The 18222-nt window shown below is 66.9% G+C and carries 20 protein-coding genes; 15 read left to right on the top strand and 5 right to left on the bottom strand.

The window, feature by feature from the left end; translation table 11 throughout:
* Positions 1 to 118: 118 nt before the first annotated feature.
* Positions 119 to 763, bottom strand: a complete 645-nt coding sequence (locus tag B9D87_RS14930) for a TetR/AcrR family transcriptional regulator (protein ID WP_040632098.1) — start codon at positions 761 to 763, stop codon at positions 119 to 121.
* A 46-nt stretch (positions 764 to 809) separates the two neighbouring features.
* Between B9D87_RS14930 and B9D87_RS14935 the strand changes: the two genes are divergently transcribed.
* The 7 genes from B9D87_RS14935 (at position 810) to B9D87_RS14965 (ending at position 7383) form a co-directional block, all read left to right on the top strand.
* Entirely contained in the window at positions 810 to 2234 is a 1425-nt protein-coding gene (locus B9D87_RS14935; RefSeq protein ID WP_007777337.1) for an aldehyde dehydrogenase family protein, read from the top strand.
* Between the two features lie 11 nt (positions 2235 to 2245).
* Complete coding sequence (locus B9D87_RS14940; RefSeq protein ID WP_007777339.1) at positions 2246 to 2638, top strand: carboxymuconolactone decarboxylase family protein; 393 nt, start codon at positions 2246 to 2248, stop codon at positions 2636 to 2638.
* A 52-nt stretch (positions 2639 to 2690) separates the two neighbouring features.
* Complete coding sequence (locus B9D87_RS14945; protein ID WP_040632008.1) at positions 2691 to 3584, top strand: NAD(P)-dependent oxidoreductase; 894 nt, start codon at positions 2691 to 2693, stop codon at positions 3582 to 3584.
* 250 nt (positions 3585 to 3834) lie between these two features.
* Positions 3835 to 4926 (top strand): amidohydrolase family protein, encoded by a 1092-nt coding sequence (locus B9D87_RS14950; protein WP_007777345.1) that lies wholly within the window; start codon positions 3835 to 3837, stop codon positions 4924 to 4926.
* A 29-nt stretch (positions 4927 to 4955) separates the two neighbouring features.
* Positions 4956 to 6101 (top strand): amidohydrolase family protein, encoded by a 1146-nt coding sequence (locus B9D87_RS14955; protein WP_007777348.1) that lies wholly within the window; start codon positions 4956 to 4958, stop codon positions 6099 to 6101.
* Between the two features lies 1 nt (position 6102).
* Complete coding sequence (locus B9D87_RS14960) at positions 6103 to 6501, top strand: Rieske (2Fe-2S) protein (protein ID WP_007777351.1); 399 nt, start codon at positions 6103 to 6105, stop codon at positions 6499 to 6501.
* 15 nt (positions 6502 to 6516) lie between these two features.
* Positions 6517 to 7383, top strand: a complete 867-nt coding sequence (locus B9D87_RS14965) for an alpha/beta fold hydrolase (RefSeq protein ID WP_007777353.1) — start codon at positions 6517 to 6519, stop codon at positions 7381 to 7383.
* Positions 7384 to 7400: 17 nt separating this feature from the next.
* On the opposite strand, the gene B9D87_RS14970 is transcribed toward B9D87_RS14965, so the two are convergent.
* Positions 7401 to 7874 (bottom strand): nuclear transport factor 2 family protein, encoded by a 474-nt coding sequence (locus tag B9D87_RS14970; protein WP_007777355.1) that lies wholly within the window; start codon positions 7872 to 7874, stop codon positions 7401 to 7403.
* 36 nt (positions 7875 to 7910) lie between these two features.
* Between B9D87_RS14970 and B9D87_RS14975 the strand changes: the two genes are divergently transcribed.
* Genes B9D87_RS14975 through B9D87_RS14985 form a run of 3 tightly spaced genes read left to right on the top strand, consistent with a single transcriptional unit; the run spans position 7911 to position 10711 of the window.
* Entirely contained in the window at positions 7911 to 9215 is a 1305-nt protein-coding gene (locus B9D87_RS14975; protein WP_007777357.1) for an NADH-ubiquinone oxidoreductase-F iron-sulfur binding region domain-containing protein, read from the top strand.
* Positions 9212 to 9508 carry a ferredoxin gene (locus B9D87_RS14980; RefSeq protein ID WP_007777359.1) on the top strand — a complete coding sequence of 99 codons (297 nt, stop codon included), beginning with the start codon at positions 9212 to 9214 and terminating at the stop codon, positions 9506 to 9508. Before B9D87_RS14975 ends, B9D87_RS14980 begins: the two co-directional genes overlap by 4 nt.
* Before the next feature lie 27 nt (positions 9509 to 9535).
* Complete coding sequence (locus B9D87_RS14985) at positions 9536 to 10711, top strand: acyl-CoA dehydrogenase family protein (protein ID WP_007777361.1); 1176 nt, start codon at positions 9536 to 9538, stop codon at positions 10709 to 10711.
* Here B9D87_RS14985 and B9D87_RS14990 read toward each other — a convergent pair whose 3' ends face one another.
* The 3 genes from B9D87_RS14990 to B9D87_RS15000 are packed head-to-tail and all read right to left on the bottom strand — an operon-like array spanning position 10712 to position 13359.
* Positions 10712 to 11668, bottom strand: coding sequence for an LLM class F420-dependent oxidoreductase (locus B9D87_RS14990; protein ID WP_007777364.1), 957 nt, complete (start codon positions 11666 to 11668; stop codon positions 10712 to 10714). It abuts the gene before it with no gap.
* 12 nt (positions 11669 to 11680) lie between these two features.
* Complete coding sequence (locus B9D87_RS14995) at positions 11681 to 12424, bottom strand: hypothetical protein (protein WP_007777367.1); 744 nt, start codon at positions 12422 to 12424, stop codon at positions 11681 to 11683.
* Positions 12425 to 12435: 11 nt separating this feature from the next.
* Positions 12436 to 13359, bottom strand: coding sequence for an NAD-dependent epimerase/dehydratase family protein (locus B9D87_RS15000; protein WP_007777370.1), 924 nt, complete (start codon positions 13357 to 13359; stop codon positions 12436 to 12438).
* A gap of 185 nt (positions 13360 to 13544) precedes the next feature.
* Here B9D87_RS15000 and B9D87_RS15005 point away from each other — a divergent pair, with 185 nt between their 5' ends.
* The 5 genes from B9D87_RS15005 to B9D87_RS15025 all read left to right on the top strand — a co-directional run bounded on the left by B9D87_RS15005 (position 13545) and on the right by B9D87_RS15025 (position 18213).
* Positions 13545 to 13868 (top strand): hypothetical protein, encoded by a 324-nt coding sequence (locus B9D87_RS15005; protein WP_040632010.1) that lies wholly within the window; start codon positions 13545 to 13547, stop codon positions 13866 to 13868.
* A gap of 113 nt (positions 13869 to 13981) precedes the next feature.
* Positions 13982 to 15637: a thiolase C-terminal domain-containing protein gene (locus B9D87_RS15010; protein ID WP_007777374.1), complete on the top strand. Its 1656-nt coding sequence runs from the start codon at positions 13982 to 13984 to the stop codon at positions 15635 to 15637.
* On the top strand, positions 15634 to 16590 hold the full coding sequence (locus B9D87_RS15015) for an alpha/beta hydrolase (protein ID WP_040632012.1): 957 nt from the start codon (positions 15634 to 15636) through the stop codon (positions 16588 to 16590). Before B9D87_RS15010 ends, B9D87_RS15015 begins: the two co-directional genes overlap by 4 nt.
* Positions 16590 to 17405: an NAD(P)-dependent oxidoreductase gene (locus B9D87_RS15020; RefSeq protein ID WP_007777379.1), complete on the top strand. Its 816-nt coding sequence runs from the start codon at positions 16590 to 16592 to the stop codon at positions 17403 to 17405. Before B9D87_RS15015 ends, B9D87_RS15020 begins: the two co-directional genes overlap by 1 nt.
* 49 nt (positions 17406 to 17454) lie before the next feature.
* Positions 17455 to 18213, top strand: coding sequence for an NAD(P)-dependent oxidoreductase (locus tag B9D87_RS15025; RefSeq protein WP_040632014.1), 759 nt, complete (start codon positions 17455 to 17457; stop codon positions 18211 to 18213).
* Positions 18214 to 18222: the final 9 nt, after the last annotated feature.

Genomic DNA, 18222 nt, shown 5'->3' on the forward strand with positions numbered 1-18222 from the left:
GCAGTTAAGTAAACACGAGCGTATATTAATAGTCCAGGGTCGGCGGCGAATCCGCACAGGTTCCGTTGCCTACCTTGCTAATTGGGGAGGCAATCGGCGCGTGCGCAGCCGGTCAGATTCAGTCCCGCCGGAGTACGCCGCGCAGGAAAAGGTCGACGGCGCGCTGCAGGTGGCGTTCGTCCTCCTCGGAGCTGCGGTAGATTCCGCAGTCCGCCAACCGCGCGGGTAGATGTTCGACGAGCGCGATGAAGTGGCCGGCGGTCATCTCGAGATCATCGATCTCGATGTCCCCCGCCTCGTGATGGCGACGGAGCAGGTCCATCACCTGCCGGTGGCGTGGGGACCAGGTCATGGAGTGCGCACTGACGGCGAATTCCGGAAACCGTGCCGATTCGTTCATCGCGATCCGCGTCAGGCGCACGATGTCTGGATCGATCGCGCGCTCGAGACCGGCCCGACCGACCTCGACCAGGGCGGTCCGCAGGTCAGCCTCACCCACCTCGTGGGTCTCGTCGCGTTCCGTTCTGCGGGTGAGCGCCCAGGGAATGACGTCGAGGAACACCGCGCGCTTGTCGGGATAGCGCGCATAGAGGGTGCGCCGAGTGATGCCGGCCGCCTTGGCGATCGCGTCCATGCTGGTGCCGTCGTAACCGTGCTTGACGAACGTCGCCACGGCCGCCTTGCGCAACTTCTGTTGCAGCTTCTTGGCTTCGGCCTGCGTCGGCCGCCCACGCCGGGTTGTCGTGACCACGGAAATATACATTAACGTGTAGATACCCGTCGGTGCGACGAAAGAGGCCCGGACCACCGTGACCACCACGCAGTCCTTCATCAACGGCGAATCGGTGTCCTCGCCAGACGTGTACGACAACATCGATCCGGCCACCGGCCGATCCCTGGGACCCGTCGCGCGCGCCGGCGGTGATGAGGTGGGCCGCGCCGTGCGGGCGGCGCGAGCGGCGTCGAAGCGCTGGCCGGAAACCTCACCGGAGGCCAGGGCGACCCTGTTGACACGGATCGCCGATGCCATCGACGAGAACCGCGAGCTATTGGCCCGAATGGAGTGCGAGGACACCGGAAAGCCGCTGAGCCAGGCGCGCGCCGATGCCGCCGTCGCGGCCCGGTACTTCCGGTTCTACGGCCACGCCATCGACTCCTATTACGGCCAAACCATCCCGCTCTCGACGGATCTGCACGTGTACACCCGGCGCGAGCCGTTCGGGGTGACCGGTCACATCATCGCCTGGAACTACCCGATGCAGCTGCTCGCGCGCGCGGTGGCTCCCGCCATCGCGGTGGGTAACTGTGCGGTGGTCAAGCCCGCCGACGAAACACCGAGGACGGCAGTGGAATTCGCCACCCTGGCGGTGCGGGCCGGCCTGCCGCTGGGCGTGTTCAACGTGGTGACCGGCATTGGCGCCGAGGCCGGGGCGGCGCTCACCGCGCATCCCGACGTAGACCACCTCGGCTTTGTCGGATCGACTCAGATCGGATCGATTGTCGCTCACGCCGCCGCCGATCGCGTGGTCCCCACCACCCTCGAGCTGGGCGGCAAGTCCGCGCAGATCGTTTTCCCCGACGCGGATCTGGCGCGCGCCGCGGAGTCGATCACCAAGGCGATTCTGCAAAACGCCGGCCAAACATGCTCGGCTGGATCGCGCCTGCTGGTGCACGACGCGATTCATGACACCGTGGTCGACATGGTCCGACAGCGTTTGACTTCGGCCACAATTGGGCCCGGGATCGAGGACCATGACCTCGGACCCCTGATCTCCCGAAAGCAGCAGCGGCGGGTTCAAGACATGCTCACCGACAACGTTGAGGGCGAAATCCTCTGCGGCGGTTGCCCTCCGAACGACGCGCGACTGGCTGAAGGCGCTTACTTCGCGCCCACGATCATCGACGGCGCCGACCCCGCATCGCCGATCGGCCAGGAGGAGATCTTCGGTCCGGTGCTGACGGTCAACCGGTTCAGCACCGACGACGAGGCGATCGAGTTGGCCAACGGCACGCAGTACGGCCTGCTCGGCGCGGTGTGGACCAGCGACCTGGCCCGCGCGCACCGGCTGGCGGCACGGATCCGCGCGGGCCAGGTCTACGTGAACACCTATGGCGCGGGCGGCGGAGTGGAGTTGCCGTTCGGCGGCTTCCAGAAGTCCGGCTATGGCCGCGAGAAGGGGTATGAAGCCCTCGACACATTCAGCGCCACCAAGACTGTCGTCGTTCGCCTTTGAAGGAGGAAACATTGGATCGCGAAACCTACCAGCGGGGGCTGAGAATCCGCTCCGAGGTGCTGGGCGAGGAATACGTCAACCGCGCACTGGCCAACGCCGACGACTTCACCGCGCCGCTGCAAGACCTCGTCACCGAATACTGCTGGGGTGCGGTGTGGGGACGTGAGGAACTGCCGCGCAAGACACGCAGCATGCTCAACCTGGCGATGATCTCGGTGCTCAACCGGCCCAACGAATTACGCACCCACGTCAAAGCGGCACTGACCAACGGCGTCACCCGTGAGGAAATCCGCGAGATCTTCCTGCAGGTGGCCATCTACGGCGGCGTGCCCGCCGCCGTCGACAGCTTTCGCATCGCCAATGAGGCGTTCGACGAAATGAACCGGGACAGTGGCGACCGCTAGCGCGGCGGAGCCGGGCGCAGCGGGGCGTCACCATCGGGGTGAGGGGCACACCGTGGACGTTGGGTTCGTCGGGCTGGGAAACATGGGCTTTCCCATGGCATGTCGCCTCATCAGGGAAGGACATGACGTCGTCGCATTCGACACGCGCGGCGAAGCCCTCGAGCGCGCCGTCGCCCTGGGAGCGCGGCCGGCGTCATCGCCCAAAGACGTCGCCGATCGGGCCGACACGGTGCTGGCCAGCCTGCCTACACCGGGCGCGTCACTCGAGGTGGCCACCGGTCCGGCGGGAGTGATCGAAGGTGCGCGGGTGCAGCGCTATGTCGACTTGTCCACTGTCGGTAGCCAAATGGCCGTGCGGATCCACGGCTTGCTGGCCCAGCGCAACATAGTGGCAATGGACAGCCCGGTCAGCGGCGGTGTCGGCGGGGCCGAGAAGGGGACTCTGGCGCTGATGGTGTCCGGCCCGCGCCGCGAATTCGACGCCGTACGAACCGCGCTCGAGGCGCTAGGCCGGCCGATGTATGTCGGCGACAAGCCGGGCTCGGCACAGACGATGAAGCTGGCGAACAACATTCTGGCGGCGAACGTCTTGGCCGCGACCGCGGAAGTCGTCGTGATGGGCGTCAAAGCCGGCCTCGATCCCGGCGTGATGATCGAGATACTCAACGCGGGGTCGGGTGCGACGAGCGCGAGCCGCGACAAGTTCCCCCGTGCGATCCTGCCGCGCACCTTCGACTACGGCTTCGCCACCGGGCTGATGCTGAAAGATGTGCGCCTTTACCTCGACGAGGCCCGGGCGCTCGGTGTGCCCGCCGAGGTTGCCCAGACCGTCGGCCGGCTGTGGGAGGCGCTCGCGCGCACCGAAGGGCCCGACTCCGATTTCACGACGGTGATCAAACCGTTCGAGCGGGCCGCCGGCGTCACGGTGGGTGGGGCCTCGGAGTAGCCCTTCGGCAGCCGGGCGTCGCGGTGAGCGACCGCCCGGATCGCATCCGTCCGCAACTCGGAGAATGGTATTATCCGGAATGAAGAACCCGACTTGCCCAGAAAATCGTAAAACGCCCGCTACCAGGGGTAATGATTAAACGAAATGCTTACCGGAAACCCGTTGATGGACCGCTGAAGAAAATGTTAGATTGGCTATCATATGACCTCGCACGGCCGGCTTCGGCCGCCGGAGCCGAAGGGTGGCTCTCGTGATCACACACGCTGACGGAACCAGCACACCGTTGATCGACGCGAGCGTGCACATCTTCTTTCCGTCCAACAAGGCGCTCCGCAAGACGCTGCGCGAGCCGTTCAAGAGCCGCGGGTTCCCCGACTACGAGATGGACTGGTACGGCGCCCCCGGCGGTGAGTACGCCCCCAACACCGAGGGCCCGGACCGCCAGTACCCGGGTTCGGATCCGGATTTCGTTGCCAACGAACTGTTTTCGAAGCGCGGTGTCGACATTGCAGTCCTGCATCCGATGGCGCGCGGCATCATGCCGGACCGGCACCTGGGCAGTGCCCTGCACGCCGCGCACAACGAGATGATGGTGTCGAACTGGCTGGAATCCAGCGAGTTCGGCGAGCGATTCCGCGGCACCATCCGGGTCAACCCCGACGACATTCCCGGCGCGCTGCGCGAGATCGAGAGATGGCGCGCCCACCCGCGGGTGGTGCAGATCGGCGTCCCGCTGCAATCACGCGAGCTCTACGGCAAACCGCAGTTCTGGCCGATCTGGGAAGCCGCCGTCGACGCGGGGCTTCCCGTCGCGGCGCACATCGAAGTGGGCTCGGGCATTGCGTTTCCGCCGACGCCGTCCGGGAACACGCGTACCTACGAGCAGTACGTCAGTTTCATGGCATTGAACTACCTGTACCACCAGATGAACATGATCGCCGAGGGAGTCTTCGAGCGGTTCGACGGCCTGAAGTTCGTGTGGGGCGACGGCGCCGCCGACTTCATCACGCCGTTCATCTGGCGGATGGACACGTTCGGCCGGCCGCACCTGGAACAGACACCGTGGGCTCCGCGGATTCCCAGCGACTACCTGCCCGGCCACGTGTATTTCGTCCAGGGCAGCCTCGACGGCCCCGGCGACGTCGAGTTCGCCGGCGAATGGTTCGGCTTCACCGGTAAAGACGACATGGTGATGTTCGGCTCGAGCTATCCACACTGGCAGTGCGGCGATGTCACCAAGCTGCCCAGGGCGTTGTCCGCCGAGCAGCGCGAGAAGCTCTGCTGGCGCAACGCGGCGCAGCTCTACGGCATAGACATTCCCGCCGGGGTGAGCGCAGAGTAGAAGTATCGCGAAAGACTGAGGAGAGCCAGATGACGTTGACCCATTCGCAGGAGCGGGTCCCCGCTACCGAGCGCATAGCCGTCCGCTGCGTCGACTCGGATGTCCACCCCGCGCCCAAGCGCGGAGAGCTACTCCCGTACATCCCCGAGCCGTGGCGCAGCAAGTACTTCCTCACTCGCTCCGTTGGCGAGCAGATCTACTATGACGCCCCGGACTACGCGCATTCCTACGCGATGCGGGTGGATGCCTTCCCCGCCAACGGTGAATTCCCCTGCAGCGACCCGGATATGGCGTTTCGCCAGCTGATCATGGAGGCCGGCTCCGACATCGCGATCCTGGAACCAGCGGCATACCCGGCGCGCATTCCCGAAGCGCAGCACGCGATGTCGGCCGCGCTGAACGATTGGCAGGCCAACCATTGGCTGGACAGCCACAACAACTGGCACGAGCGGTGGCGCGGGTCGATTTGCCTTGCCATCGAGGAGCCGGAAGAGTCGGTGCGCGAGATCGAGCGCTGGGCCGGACATCCCTTTATGGCCCAGATTCTGATCAAGGCCGAGCCCCGGCCGTCCTGGGGCCACCCGAAATACGACCCGATCTGGGCGGCGGCCACCAAGCACGACATCACCGTGAGCTGCCACCTGTCCCGCAGCCACTTTGACGAGCTGCCGATGCCGCCGGTGGGCTACCCCAGCTACAACCACGACTTCATGGTGACCTATTCGCTGCTGGCGGCCAACCAGGTGATGAGCCTGATCTTCGACGGTGTCTTCGATCGATTCCCGACGCTGCGAATTGTGTTCGTCGAACACGCATTCAGCTGGATCCTGCCACTGATGTGGCGCATGGACGCCATCTACGACGCACGCAAATCCTGGCTCGACATCAAGCGCAAACCGTCGGAGTACGTCAAGGACCACATCAAGTTCACCACCCAGCCGCTGGACTACCCCGAAGACAAAACCGAACTGACCCGCGCGCTGGAATGGATGGAATGCGAGAAGATCCTGCTCTTCTCCTCGGACTACCCGCACTGGACATTCGACGACCCACGCTGGCTGGTCAAACACCTGCCCAAGCACGCCCGCGACGCGGTCATGTACAAGAACGGCATCGCGACCTATCACCTACCCGAGACCGTTCCGGTCCTCGAGGGTCAGACCCGGGTGCTCTGAGTTGACGGAGGAAACCAAGCGGCCCGAGCCACGCCTCGCCCAGGGCCGCGAGCATGTCGTCGCAACGGTAGACGAAATCCCGCCGGGCACACACAAACTGGTACCCATCGGCCGGCACGGCGTCGGCGTCTACAACGTCAACGGCACCTTCTACGCCATCGCGAACTACTGCCCCCACCAAGGCGGGCCGCTCTGTTCGGGACGGGCCCGGGGACGCACGATCGTCGACGAGACCACGCCGGGTGACTCCGTCATGGTGCGCGACCTGGAATACATCTACTGCCCCTGGCACCAATGGGGTTTCGAGCTGGCGACCGGTACCACCGCGGTCAAGCCCGAATGGAGTATTCGTACCTATCCGGTGCGCATCGTCGGCAACGACGTTTTGGTTCAGGCCTAACTACAGGAGAATCGGGTGCCTTCTATCGAGATCAACGGGGGAAATGTCGTCTACGAAATCCTCGGTGACTCTGGCGATCTCATTGCCCTGACGCCGGGCGGCCGGTTCAGCAAGGAGATACCCGGCCTACGCCCGCTGGCCGATGCCCTGGTCGCCGGTGGCTACCGGGTGCTGTTGTGGGACCGGCCCAACTGTGGCGCCTCCGATGTGCAGTTCTACGGGCAGAGCGAGTCGCACATGCGCGCCGAGACGCTGCACAAGCTGGTGACCGGCCTGGGCTTCGAGCGCTGCATCCTGGCCGGAGGTTCCGGCGGCGCAAGGGATTCCATGCTGACCACGATGCTCTACCCCGAGATGGTCACCAAGCTGGTGGTGTGGAACATCGTCGGCGGCACCTACGGCACCTTCGTGCTCGGCTCCTTCTACATCATTCCCAGCATTCTCGCGGTGCGCGGCACCGGCATGGACGGCGTGGTGAAGGTGGCCGAATGGCGCGAGCGCATCGAGGAGAACCCCGACAACAAGCAGCGGTTCCTCGACTTCGACAAGGATGAGTTCCTCAAGCTGATGCTGCGCTGGCTCAACGCCTTCGTCTCCAAACCCGGACAGACGATTCCGGGCGTCGAGGACGAGATGTTCGACCGGATCCAGGTGCCCACGTTGATCATTCGCGGCGGCGAGAACGACATGGACCACCCGAAGCGGACTTCGCTCGAGGTCAGCTGCTTGATCAAGGGATCGAAGCTGATCGACCCGCCGTGGCCCGAGGACGCCTGGGAGCGCGCCTCCGAGGACCGCGCCGCGGGCCGGGTACAACACTTCAACATGTTCGACACCTGGGTGCAGGCGGCACCCGCCATCCTCGAATTCCTGGGCTCGTAATGGCGGGAAACGGTGCACTACCGGGTGTAGATGCGGACCTCACAGTTGAGCGACGCCTCCAGCGCCGTGTGTACCCGGCTTTCCGGAATCCGCTCGAGGTCGGACTCCCGCAGCGTCACATGGACGATGTCGAATCCGTCCTCGCCGGGCGTGCGCTCGATGTGCCCGGTCAACCCGAACGCGGACAGCACCCCGTGTGCGTCGTCGTCGGTCCCCCGGCTGACAAACGTGATCACGCCCGGCGCGGGAACACCGCCGAACGCGCTGGCGCACAATCCGATCGCCGTGTCCCTGGCGGTGCCGCCGTCGTCAGCCGCAATGAGAAGTTCGACTTCGCGGCGGCTGGCGGGCATGGACACGAGATCGTTCTCGACCATGTCCACGCCGGCCGTGGCGACCAGTTCGAGGAGAGCCGCCATGCCGTCACGTAGTTGCGCGGGCGTGAGCACGCTGTCCGGGTCGACGTTGACGCGCACCACCGCAGTTCGCATGTGCGCAAGCCTAACCAAGACGATGGCAGGCCAGCTTTGAACACCACCGAGTCCACAACCATCACCACCGCGACCTTCCCCGGGTGCACGCCGCGGCTGCTGACGGAGCACACCGGCCAGGGCCGGGAAGACCTTGCGGCCTACCGGAAGCTCGGCGGCTACCGCCCGCTCGCCGACGCCGACGCATTCCTGAGCGAAATCGATTCCAGCGGCATCGTCGGGCGCGGCGGTGCGGCGTTTCCCCTTGCGGTGAAGCTGCGGTCGGTGCGCGACAACGGACGCGCGCTGGGCGCTCCCGTCGTCGTCGCGAATGGCGAAGAGGGCGAACCGGCTTCGGTCAAGGACCGCTGGCTGCTGCGCAATCGGCCTCACCTGGTGCTGGACGGGCTGCGGCTCGCGGCGACGATGGTCGCCGCCGACCGCGCCTACGTCTACGTGTCCGATCCCGAATCGGCGCACAGCGTCCAGTCAGCGCTGGGCGAACTGGAGCCCGGCGCGCTGGGTGTCACGATCGACATGCTCACCGTGCAGCCGGGATACGTCGCCGGCGAGGAGACCGCCGCCGTTCGGGCGATCAACGGCGGCCCGGCCAAGCCGACCGACAAACCGCCGCGGCCCTTCGAAGCGGGCGTCGACGACCGGCCGACGCTGGTGAGCAATGTCGAGACCTTGGCGAACCTGCCCTACCTGCAGGGCCACGGCACGACCGATTACCGGTCGCAAGGCACGACGCTGTCGCCCGGCACCTTCCTGGCCACCATCACCGGCGCCGGTAAGCCGCCGGTGCTCTACGAACTCCCCCACGGCTTGACGTTCACCGAATTGCTTGCTTTGCATGGTGTTTCAGCCGACCAGGTCCGCGGTGCGTTGATGGGCGGCTACTTCGCCGGCCTGCTCAACCGCTCCGTGTTGGAGACAACCCTGGACCACGAGACGATGCGACGTGTCGGCAGCGGTTTGGGCTGCGGCGCGATTTCGGTCATCACCGACGACTGCCCCGTCGCGGTGGCGGCATCGGTGCTTGCCTACTTCGACCGCGAAAACGCCGGGCAATGCGGATCGTGCTTCAACGGTACGGCGGCCATGGCCGCGGCCGCCGGAGCGCTGCGCGACGGCGCCGCGACGACGGAGGATGTCGAACGGTTGCGCCGTTGGTCGGTGCTGCTGCGCGGGCGCGGCGCGTGCGCGACGCTGGACGCCGCCACCAACGTCGCCGCCAGCCTGCTCGATCAGTTCCCGGACGAAGTCGAGGCGCACCTCAGCGGCGCGTGTCCGGACTGCGCCCGCGGCGTGTTCCGCGCGGACCGTCCCTACGAGGCGGAAGCTGTGAGGCAAGCATGAGAATTCGTCTGGACCGCACCGTTTGCGACGGCTTCGGCATCTGCGCCAAGCACGCGCCGGGGTACTTCTCGCTGGACGACTGGGGATACGCGTCCCTCATCGGGGACGGCACGGTGGCCGAGCCTGATCGCGACGCGGTCATGCGGGCGCTGCTCGACTGCCCCGTGCATGCCATCACCGAAATCGGCCAGCGCACCTCGCGCGCATCTGCGCCGCCGCTCGCCGACACCGAGGATCCAGCCGAACACCTGAAAACCGAAGAGAACGAGGCAGAGTGGGGATTCACGCGCTGAGCGGTCCTCGTCCGGAAGAGTCACGCCGTGCAACTCACCTTTGACAGCGACGTAGAGGCGTTCCGGGCGGAGTTCGTCAGCTTCCTCACCGAACACTTGCCGACACAAGCTCAAGCCGCGGAGCGTCCTTCGTCGACCTCGCACGTGCCCGAATGGTCGCGCCGGTGGCAGCGGCTCCAGTTCGACCACGGGTGGCTACTACCCGGCAACCCACCGGAATTCGGCGGTCGCAACGCAAACATCCTGCAGCAGTTCGTGCATCGCGAGGAGCTGTCACGGCGGCGGATCTATCACTGCTTCAATCCCCAAGGGGTCGGCATCATCGCGGCGTCGCTGTTGTCCTTCGGCACCGAGGAGCAGAAGCGGCGCTGGGCCGTCCCGATCCTGCGAGCCGAAAAGACCGCGTCGTTGGGGATGAGTGAACCCGGAGCCGGCTCAGACCTCGCCGGGCTGCGGACGAAGGCGGAGTTGGTCGGCGATGGGTTCGTGGTCAACGGGCAGAAGGTATGGACTTCCGGCGCCCATGACGCCGACGTGATTCTGACCTTCGTTCGCACGGACCCGAACGCTCCCCGCCACAAGGGAATCAGCGCACTCCTCATACCGACCAACACTCCCGGGGTGGTGCGTCGCCCCTTCCCCTCGGTCTATGACCGCGACGAGTTGGACTTCAACGAGGTGTTCTTCAACGATGTCCGGGTGCCTGCGGACAACCTGCTCGGCCCGCTCAATGGCGGGTGGCAGGTCGCCAACGGCTCGCTCGGCCACGAGCGCACCCTGATGTGGATGGCCTTCGCGAACCGGCTCGAGCAATTGCTCGAGGACTACCGGCCGGCCGATGAGGTCAACGAGGACCATTACGCCACCATCGTGATGGACTACTACGCGCTGCGGTTGCTCGGGTCGGCCGCCCTGGGCCGGGCGGCCCGCGGTGAGGTGGACGTGGCCGCGTTGTCCGTGCTGAAGGTGTTGGGTTCGGAGGCCGAACAGAGCGCGCTGCGGCATGCACTGGACGCGGCCGGGGTCGACGGCCTACCCGACAAGATGCTCACCGCCCCGCATAATCCTTACGCCCCTGACCTTTTCACCGCCAGCTGGTTCGCGCGCTACATCAGCAGCTATGCGGGCACCATCGCGGGCGGCACGTCGGAAATTCAGCGCAACATCATCGCGCAGCGTGTCCTCGGACTTCCGGCGCGCTGATCACAGAGCCGGGCAGAGGGAAGACAGGAACTCCTGGGTGCGGCGCCGCGATTCGGTCCGCTCGCCGATGTCCTTGCCCAGCGGCACGATTCGCACCGCCAGGTCGGTGACGCCCGCGTCCCGATACCGGCGCAGCCGATCCAGGACGGCCGCCTCGTCGCCGACCGCCATGGTGTCGCCGACGTCTTGGGCGTCACCGTGCTGCAGTAGCCGCACATAGTTCGGCGAGAAATCCGCGTGCCCCAACACCTCGCTGGCATAGCCGCGTGCATCGTCGATCTCGCGGTGTGAGCAGAGCGCGACGGGCACGCCGGCGACGATCCGCGGCGCGGGCCGCCGGGCCGCGCCGGCCGCTGCGGTGATGCGCGGGACGACGTGGTCTCCGATCGCCCGCTCGTCCGCCATCCAGAGAATGGTGCCGCCGGCCCGCTCGCCGGCCAGTTGCAGCATCGTCGGCCCCAGCGCCGACAACAGCACCGGCATCTCCAACCCGTCCGTGACGTCGACCGGCGAATGGACACAGTAGTTTTCGTTGTCGACGTCGACGGCCCCCGGTCCCGCGAAGGACGCGTCGAGGACGGCGAGGTAGTCCCTCATCAGGCGTGCCGGGCGGTCGTAGGGCAAGCCCAGCTGCGAGTTGACGATCCAGTGGTGCGACGGCCCGATGCCGAGCGTGAACCGCCCGCCACACGCCACCTGGGTGGTCAAGGCCTGTTGCGCCATGATCATCGGGTGGCGAGTCTGGATCGGAACGACGGCCGTTCCGATTTCGATGCGATCGGTGGCCTTCCCGATCAGCGCCACGGCGGTCATGGCGTCGAGGTAGCCGGGAACCTGCGGCATCCAAAACGCGGTGAACCCGTCGGCTTCGGCCGCGACACCGTCGTCGATCAAGCCGGCCAGCCGATCCGCACGCGAGCGCTCCTTGTCGGAGCCAACCATCAAGCCGATGCGCACGCGAACCCTCCCCTATGGCACATACCGATCCCACTCGTACGGAACAACCGCGAAAAACGGTGCGGCGAAAAGAGGTTCGATATCCGCCTCGGCCCAGCGGGCCTTGAGCACCGGGTGCAGCCGCTCGGCGGTGGCGACGGGATCGTCATCGAGGAAGCAGTAGGTGATCGTCTGGTTCTCTCGGGCGCTGGCCAGACTGGCGTCGACCCGGCGCGACAACGCGGACCAGACACCGGCGACACCGTCGACCTCCACCAGCGGGTCCGGTGACGCCGATCCCCGCTCGACCAACACGAACGCGCCCCGCACGGGCAGCCAGGGCAGAACGTCCGACCCGATCCGGACGCGCGGCGCAGCCGCTTTGCGTTGCACCTCGTACACGCCACGCTCCACCGGTGGCAGCAGCGGCAGCTTTCGGCCGGCATTGCCCAATGCCGTTGACAGCTCATTGAAATCGTGCAGTCCGGCCATATCGGCGAAGAAATACGTCATCACGTGGTCGACCGCGTCCAGCGGGCCCTCGCTGAGCGCGCGCGCCGCACGGCAGGCCGGTGTCGACACCAGCCGCAACGACGCGCGCACGGCGGCCAGCCGGTGTTGCTCCGCGCGGTGGTCCAGGGTGTGCCAGCGTAGGTAATCGGCGTCCTTCCCGCCGGGGTGGCGGACCGCCATGGAGACGAACAGCGTGGTGATTTCGCCGCCCCCGGTGGCGAGAATCTCGGCGACCTCGTCCGATGGCGTGCCGGGAAGATGCATGGCGTCAGTCCTCAGGTTCTCGTCGGATCGTGTTCGGGCAGCGGGATTTCGGGATGGCGAGCCGCGACCATGCGCCGGAAGCCCTCGCGCCAGGGCACCTTGGTGCGGCCGAGCACGTCGTGCATGTGGGTGACGTCCGGCCACAGCGGCGTGTGCGCCCGGGGCGAGTACTCGAAGATCGGTTCGACGCCGACCAGCTTGCCCATGAACGCGCAGTACTCCTCCACGCTGACGGTCTCGCTGCCGGCCCAATTCACCACGACCGGCGGCACCGCGGCGACTTCCATCGCGCGGATGCCCAGCTCCACGTAATCGTCTTCGTAGATGGGGTTGTAGTTGTTCGGCTTGTCGGGATGCAGCCGAATTGGCCTGCCCGCCAACATCGCATCGAGACGATCGGCCGGCGCACCGCCCTGGGGGCCGTACGTCGAACAGATCCGGATGATGGTGAGCGGAACCCGGTAGCGCTTGGCAACCCAGGTGCACACCGCTTCGGCGGCAACCTTGGAGAAGCTGTAGTTCGCCCGCAGCGGCGCTCCCGGCGGGTCGGTCTCGGTCAGCGGCCGCCGGCCCTGGTAGGCGTAGATCGAGCCGGTGGAACAGAAGACGAAACCCTGTGCGGCGCGGCAGTGGTAGAGCAGTTCGCCCGAGTTCTGCGCGTTCGTTTCCACGCACCGGCTCCAGTCATCGGTGCCGGGGTCGACGGCCGCATGGAAGACGTACGTGAAATCGTCCGGGAGAGCTGAGAAGTCGCCGGCGCTGACGTCCAGTGCCACGGGCCTGATCCCCGCGTCCACAAGTTGTTGCCGCGCCGCGGGATCTTTCAGGCGCGCTGCGCCCCACACCTCGTTTCCCGCCGCCGCCAGGGCACGCGCGATCGGAAACGCGATCTTGCCCGTCGCCCCGGTGATCAGGACCTTCTCTGCGTCGAGCAACCAGCCCTCCGAATGTTAAGTACTTGATACCGCCCTGGCGAGCATAACTCCCGGCCGCCCGGAAACGCCACGACGACCCCGGCTCGCGGTCGCGTCACGCCGGATGTTCCATCTGGCCGCGGCGGTATCTACGGAATAAGCTGACACCAGCCGGGGTCGAGATGGCTCCAAGTGGGAGGCCCACCATGAGGTGGTTTGTGCGTCGCCTGACCGCTGTCCTTGCGGTCACCTTCGCCGGGGCGGCTGTCGGGGTGATCGCAACGCCGGCGATCAGCTCGGCGCAGTGCGACCCCAACATGTCGTGGAATGTGTCGACCTTCGAGTGCAAACCGCCACCGGCAATTCCGGATTGGTATGCCTCCCCGCCGGCCTACGCGCCGCCATTCGCCGCGCAGGACGTGCCACCGCCGCCCCCGCCACGGCCATGGTGGTCGCCGAACGAACCGATGTGGAATGCCGGCTTTCACCAATGGGGCACCTATTTCACCGGCACCTGGGTGCCGTACTGACGGCGGGCTCAGGGCGGGTGCGGTGTAGATCGTGGCTGCTCGCAAGTGATAACGTGATTCTCCGATTCGTATAACGGCCCTACCGGGCCGGCCGTGCGACCCCCGGAGGTGACGTGTCAGCAGCACCGGGCCGCCCATTGCCCCAGGTCACGCAGGAGAACGAGTTTTTCTGGACCTCGGGGGCCGACGGGAAACTACGGCTGCAGGAATGCAAGGCCTGTGAATCGCTGATCCATCCGCCGGCGCCGGTGTGCCGGTATTGCCGCTCGCTCGACGTGGGCGTGCGGGAGGTCTCGGGCAGGGCGACGCTCGCCGGATTCACCGTCAACGAGCGATTCAGCCTGCCCGGGCTGCCTGCGCCCTACGTGATCGCGCAGGTGGCGATCGCCGAGGATCCCCGGGTCCGGTTGACCACCAACATCGTCGAGTGCGAGCCCGATCGGCTCGAACTCGGCCAGCAGGTCGAGGTCGTCTTCGAGCAGGTCGAGGACGTATGGTTCCCGCTGTTCAAGCCGAGTGCCGACGGGCAGTCGGTTCCCCTACCCGACGACGAGATCGCGCCGGAACGGTTCGGCGAATACGTCCGGCCGATGTTGACCGCCGAGAAGTTCGAGGACAAGGTCGCGCTGACCGGGATCGGCGCGTCGCCGATCGGTCGCCGGCTGATGCAGCTGCCGCTGGCGCTGACGGTGCAGGCGTGTGAAGCGGCCATCGCCGACGCCGGCCTGACATTCGCCGATATCGACGGCCTGTCCACCTACCCCGGCGCTCTCAACGTGGCGGGAATGGGCGAGGGGGGCACCACCGCCCTGGAGGCCGCATTGGGCATCCGGCCGACGTGGCACAACGGCGCGATGGAGACGTTCGGGCCGGGTGGCTCCGTGATCGCCGCGATGCTGGCGATCGCCGGCGGGCTGGCGCGGCACGTGCTGTGCTTCCGGACGGTGTGGGAAGCCACCCACGGCGAGCTGATGAAGCATGGCAAGATCGCCCCGTCGATGGGGCGAATGTCGGGCTGGCAGATGCCATTCGGGGCGACGTCGGCGGCACACACGTTGGCGATGAACGCGCAGCGGCACTTTCACCGGTACGGCACCACCAAGGAGACGCTGGGCTGGATCGCGTTGAACCAGCGCGCCAACGCCGAACTCAACCCGACCGCCATCTACCGGACGCCGATGACGATGGACGACTACCTGGGCGCGCGGCCCATCACCACGCCGTTCGGGCTGTACGACTGCGACGTCCCGTGCGACGGCGCTATCGCCGTCATCGTCTCGGCCGTCGACGCCGCCCGCGACCTGGCCAAGCCACCGGTGCTGGTGGAAGCGGTGGGAACGCAGATCGTCGAGCGACTCGATTGGGACCAAAGCACTCTCACCCACGAACCGCAGGTGCTGGGCCAGGCGGCGCACGTGTGGACGCGCACCTCGCTGCGGCCCGCCGAAGTCGACGTCGCCGAGCTCTACGACGGCTTTTCCTTCAACTGCCTGTCCTGGATCGAGGCGCTGGGTTTCTGCGGTATCGGTGAGGCCAAGGAATTCCTGGACGGCGGCAAGAACATTGCGCGCGACGGCCTGTTGCCGCTCAACACCCACGGCGGCCAACTCTCGCACGGCCGCACGCACGGTATGGGGCTCCTGCACGAGGCGATCACCCAGCTGCGCGGCGAGGCCGGTGACCGCCAGGTCGCCGGCGCCCGCGTGGGTGTGGTCAGCAGTGGCGGCCTCACCCCCAGCGGCGTGCTCCTGCTGCGGGCCGACAGATGACGAGCACGGCACCCCGCCCCCGGCTCGTGATCGTGGACGGGGTACCGATGTCCGCGTTGGTCGCCGAAGCCGAAGACCCTCAGGCCGTGATCGTGGCCATTCACGGGGGCGGCACCACCGCAATGTATTTCGATTGCCCGGGTCATCCGTCGTATTCCCTCGCCCGGACCGCAGCGGCAGCCGGATTCACCGTGGTGGCCCTCGATCGGCCCGGCTATGGCAGCTCGGCGCCCTATCCGGAAGCGATGGTCTCCGGTGAGCAGCGCGTCAACCTGGCTTACGGTGCCGTCGATCGCATCCTCGGCGAACGACCTCGTGGCGCAGGCGTATTCGTGTGGGGCCATTCCGGCGGTTGCGAGCTGATGATACGGATGGCCGCCGACGAGCGCGGCGCCGACCTGCTTGGCATCGAACTGGCCGGCACCGGCCGGCACTACCACCCCGCGGCCAAGGACATACTGAAAACCGCTACCCGCGAACGCCGCCCGTCGGGCATGCGCGAATTGCTCTGGAGCCCAGAGGGGCTCTATCCGCCCGAGGTCCTCGGCGGCGCCACGATTTCGCCGTCGGCGCCCTCGTACGAGGACCAGATGGTGTCGGACTGGGCGCGACAGACTTTTCCGGAGCTCGCGCCCGCCGTGCGCGTCCCGGTGCACTTCAGCATCGCTGAGCACGAAAAGGTCTGGCAGGCCGACGATGCGGCGGTGGCCGAGATCGGGGCACTGTTCGCCGGGGCGCCGCGGTTCGTGGTGCATCGACAACCGGACGCGGGGCACAACATCAGCCTCAGCCACGCCGCCCCCGACTACCACTCGAAAGTTCTCGAGTTCGTGCGGGAGTGCGTGGCCGAGGCGGCCTCACGCACAAACCGCTCCTCGACTGTGACGCCACAGTCACCTTCGAGTCCGAACGTGGCTGCAGCGTCACGTTCGGCGGACGAGGAGGCAGGGTAATGCGCGTCGGATTCATCGGCTTGGGCAGCCAGGGCGGACCCATGGCGCGGCGGATCGTCGAGGGCGGCTACCCCACCACGCTGTGGGCGCGCAGGCCGGAGGTCCTCGAGGCTTTCGCCGACACAGCGGCGAAAGTCGCCGGGTCTCCGGCCGAGCTGGCCGCGGCCAGTGACCTGGTCTGCCTGTGCGTGATCGGCGATGCCGACATCGAGGAACTCGCCTGCGGCGAAAGCGGATTGCTGACGACGATGAAGCCGGGCAGCGTCATCGCCGTGCACAGCACGGTGCACCCGAACACCTGCCGGGAGCTCGCGAACAAGGCCGCCCCGCAAGGTGTTTCCGTCATCGACGCGCCGGTGAGCGGAGGGGGAGGCGCGGCGGCCGAGGGCAGGCTGCTCGTGATGGCCGGCGGCGACACCGATGTCGTCGAGCGGTGTCGTCCGGTCTTCGAAACCTATGCCGATCCGGTCGTTCACCTCGGCGAGCTGGGTTCCGGACAAACCACGAAGCTGCTCAACAACCTGTTGTTCACCGCCAACCTGGCGACCGCGGCCGCCGCCCTGTCGTTCGCCAAGGAGCTGGGCGTCGAGCCGGATCGCCTCACCGAGGTGGTCTCCCGCAGTAGTGGAAACAGCTTCGCGCTCAACGCACTCGGCGGCATCGGCGGGCTGGACCGCCTCGCCGATGTCGCGGGAGGCCTGCTGCAGAAGGACGTCCGGTTGGTGGTCGACCTCGCCGGCGAGGTCGGGGCGAGCGGCGGCGCCGTGCTCGATGCGGCCGACGCGGCGCTGGCCCTGATGGCCCATCCCCGATGAGGATCCGGTGAGGGTCGGATTCATCGGCGCGGGGCGGATGGGTCGTCCCATGGTGGGCCGTCTGGTGGTAGCCGGTCACGACGTCCAAGTGCTGGGTCGGACGGCCGAAAAGCGTCGCGAAATCGAGCAACTGGGCGCGCGGGCGGTCGACGACGCGGCGGAGGCCGGTGCGCACGCGGATGTGGTGGTGCTCTGCGTATTCACCGACCGGCAGCTGCGGGATGTCTGCCTGGATACCGCACTGTTGGTGAGCATGCGTCCCGGTTCGGCGTTGGTGGTGCACACCACCGCGCACCCGAACACCGTCGAGGCCATCGCCCGGCGCGCCGACGGGGTTGACGTCGTTGACGCCTCCGTAAGCGGTGGGCCGCACGACATCCAGGCCGGCCGTCTCACGCTATTCGTGGGCGGCGCCGACCACGCGGTCGACCGGGTCCGACCGCTGCTGGACTGCTATGGGGATCCGATCCTGCACGTCGGGCCGACGGGTGCCGGCCAGCGGGTGAAGCTCGTGAACAATGCGCTGTTCGCCGCTCAGATCGGCCTACTCGCCGAATCGATTCGGTTGGGAGAGCGGCTCGGCGTGCGGGAATCGACGTTGCTGAGCGCCCTGCAGCACGGCAGCGCGGCCAGTCGCGTGCTGAACCTCGCTGCGGCGGGCGGTTCCGTCGCGTCGTTCATCGAGGTCGCCGGCGACTTCGTCGCGAAGGACGTCGCCGTCGTCCGCGATATCGCCGAGGAGCTGGGCGGCGGTCTGGGTGCGCTGGAAGGCGTCATCGAGCGGATCGACATCGCGAAGAGCATTTGAAATGCCAGC

It is taken from the genome of Mycobacterium colombiense CECT 3035 (assembly GCF_002105755.1).
Taxonomy (GTDB): domain Bacteria; phylum Actinomycetota; class Actinomycetes; order Mycobacteriales; family Mycobacteriaceae; genus Mycobacterium; species Mycobacterium colombiense.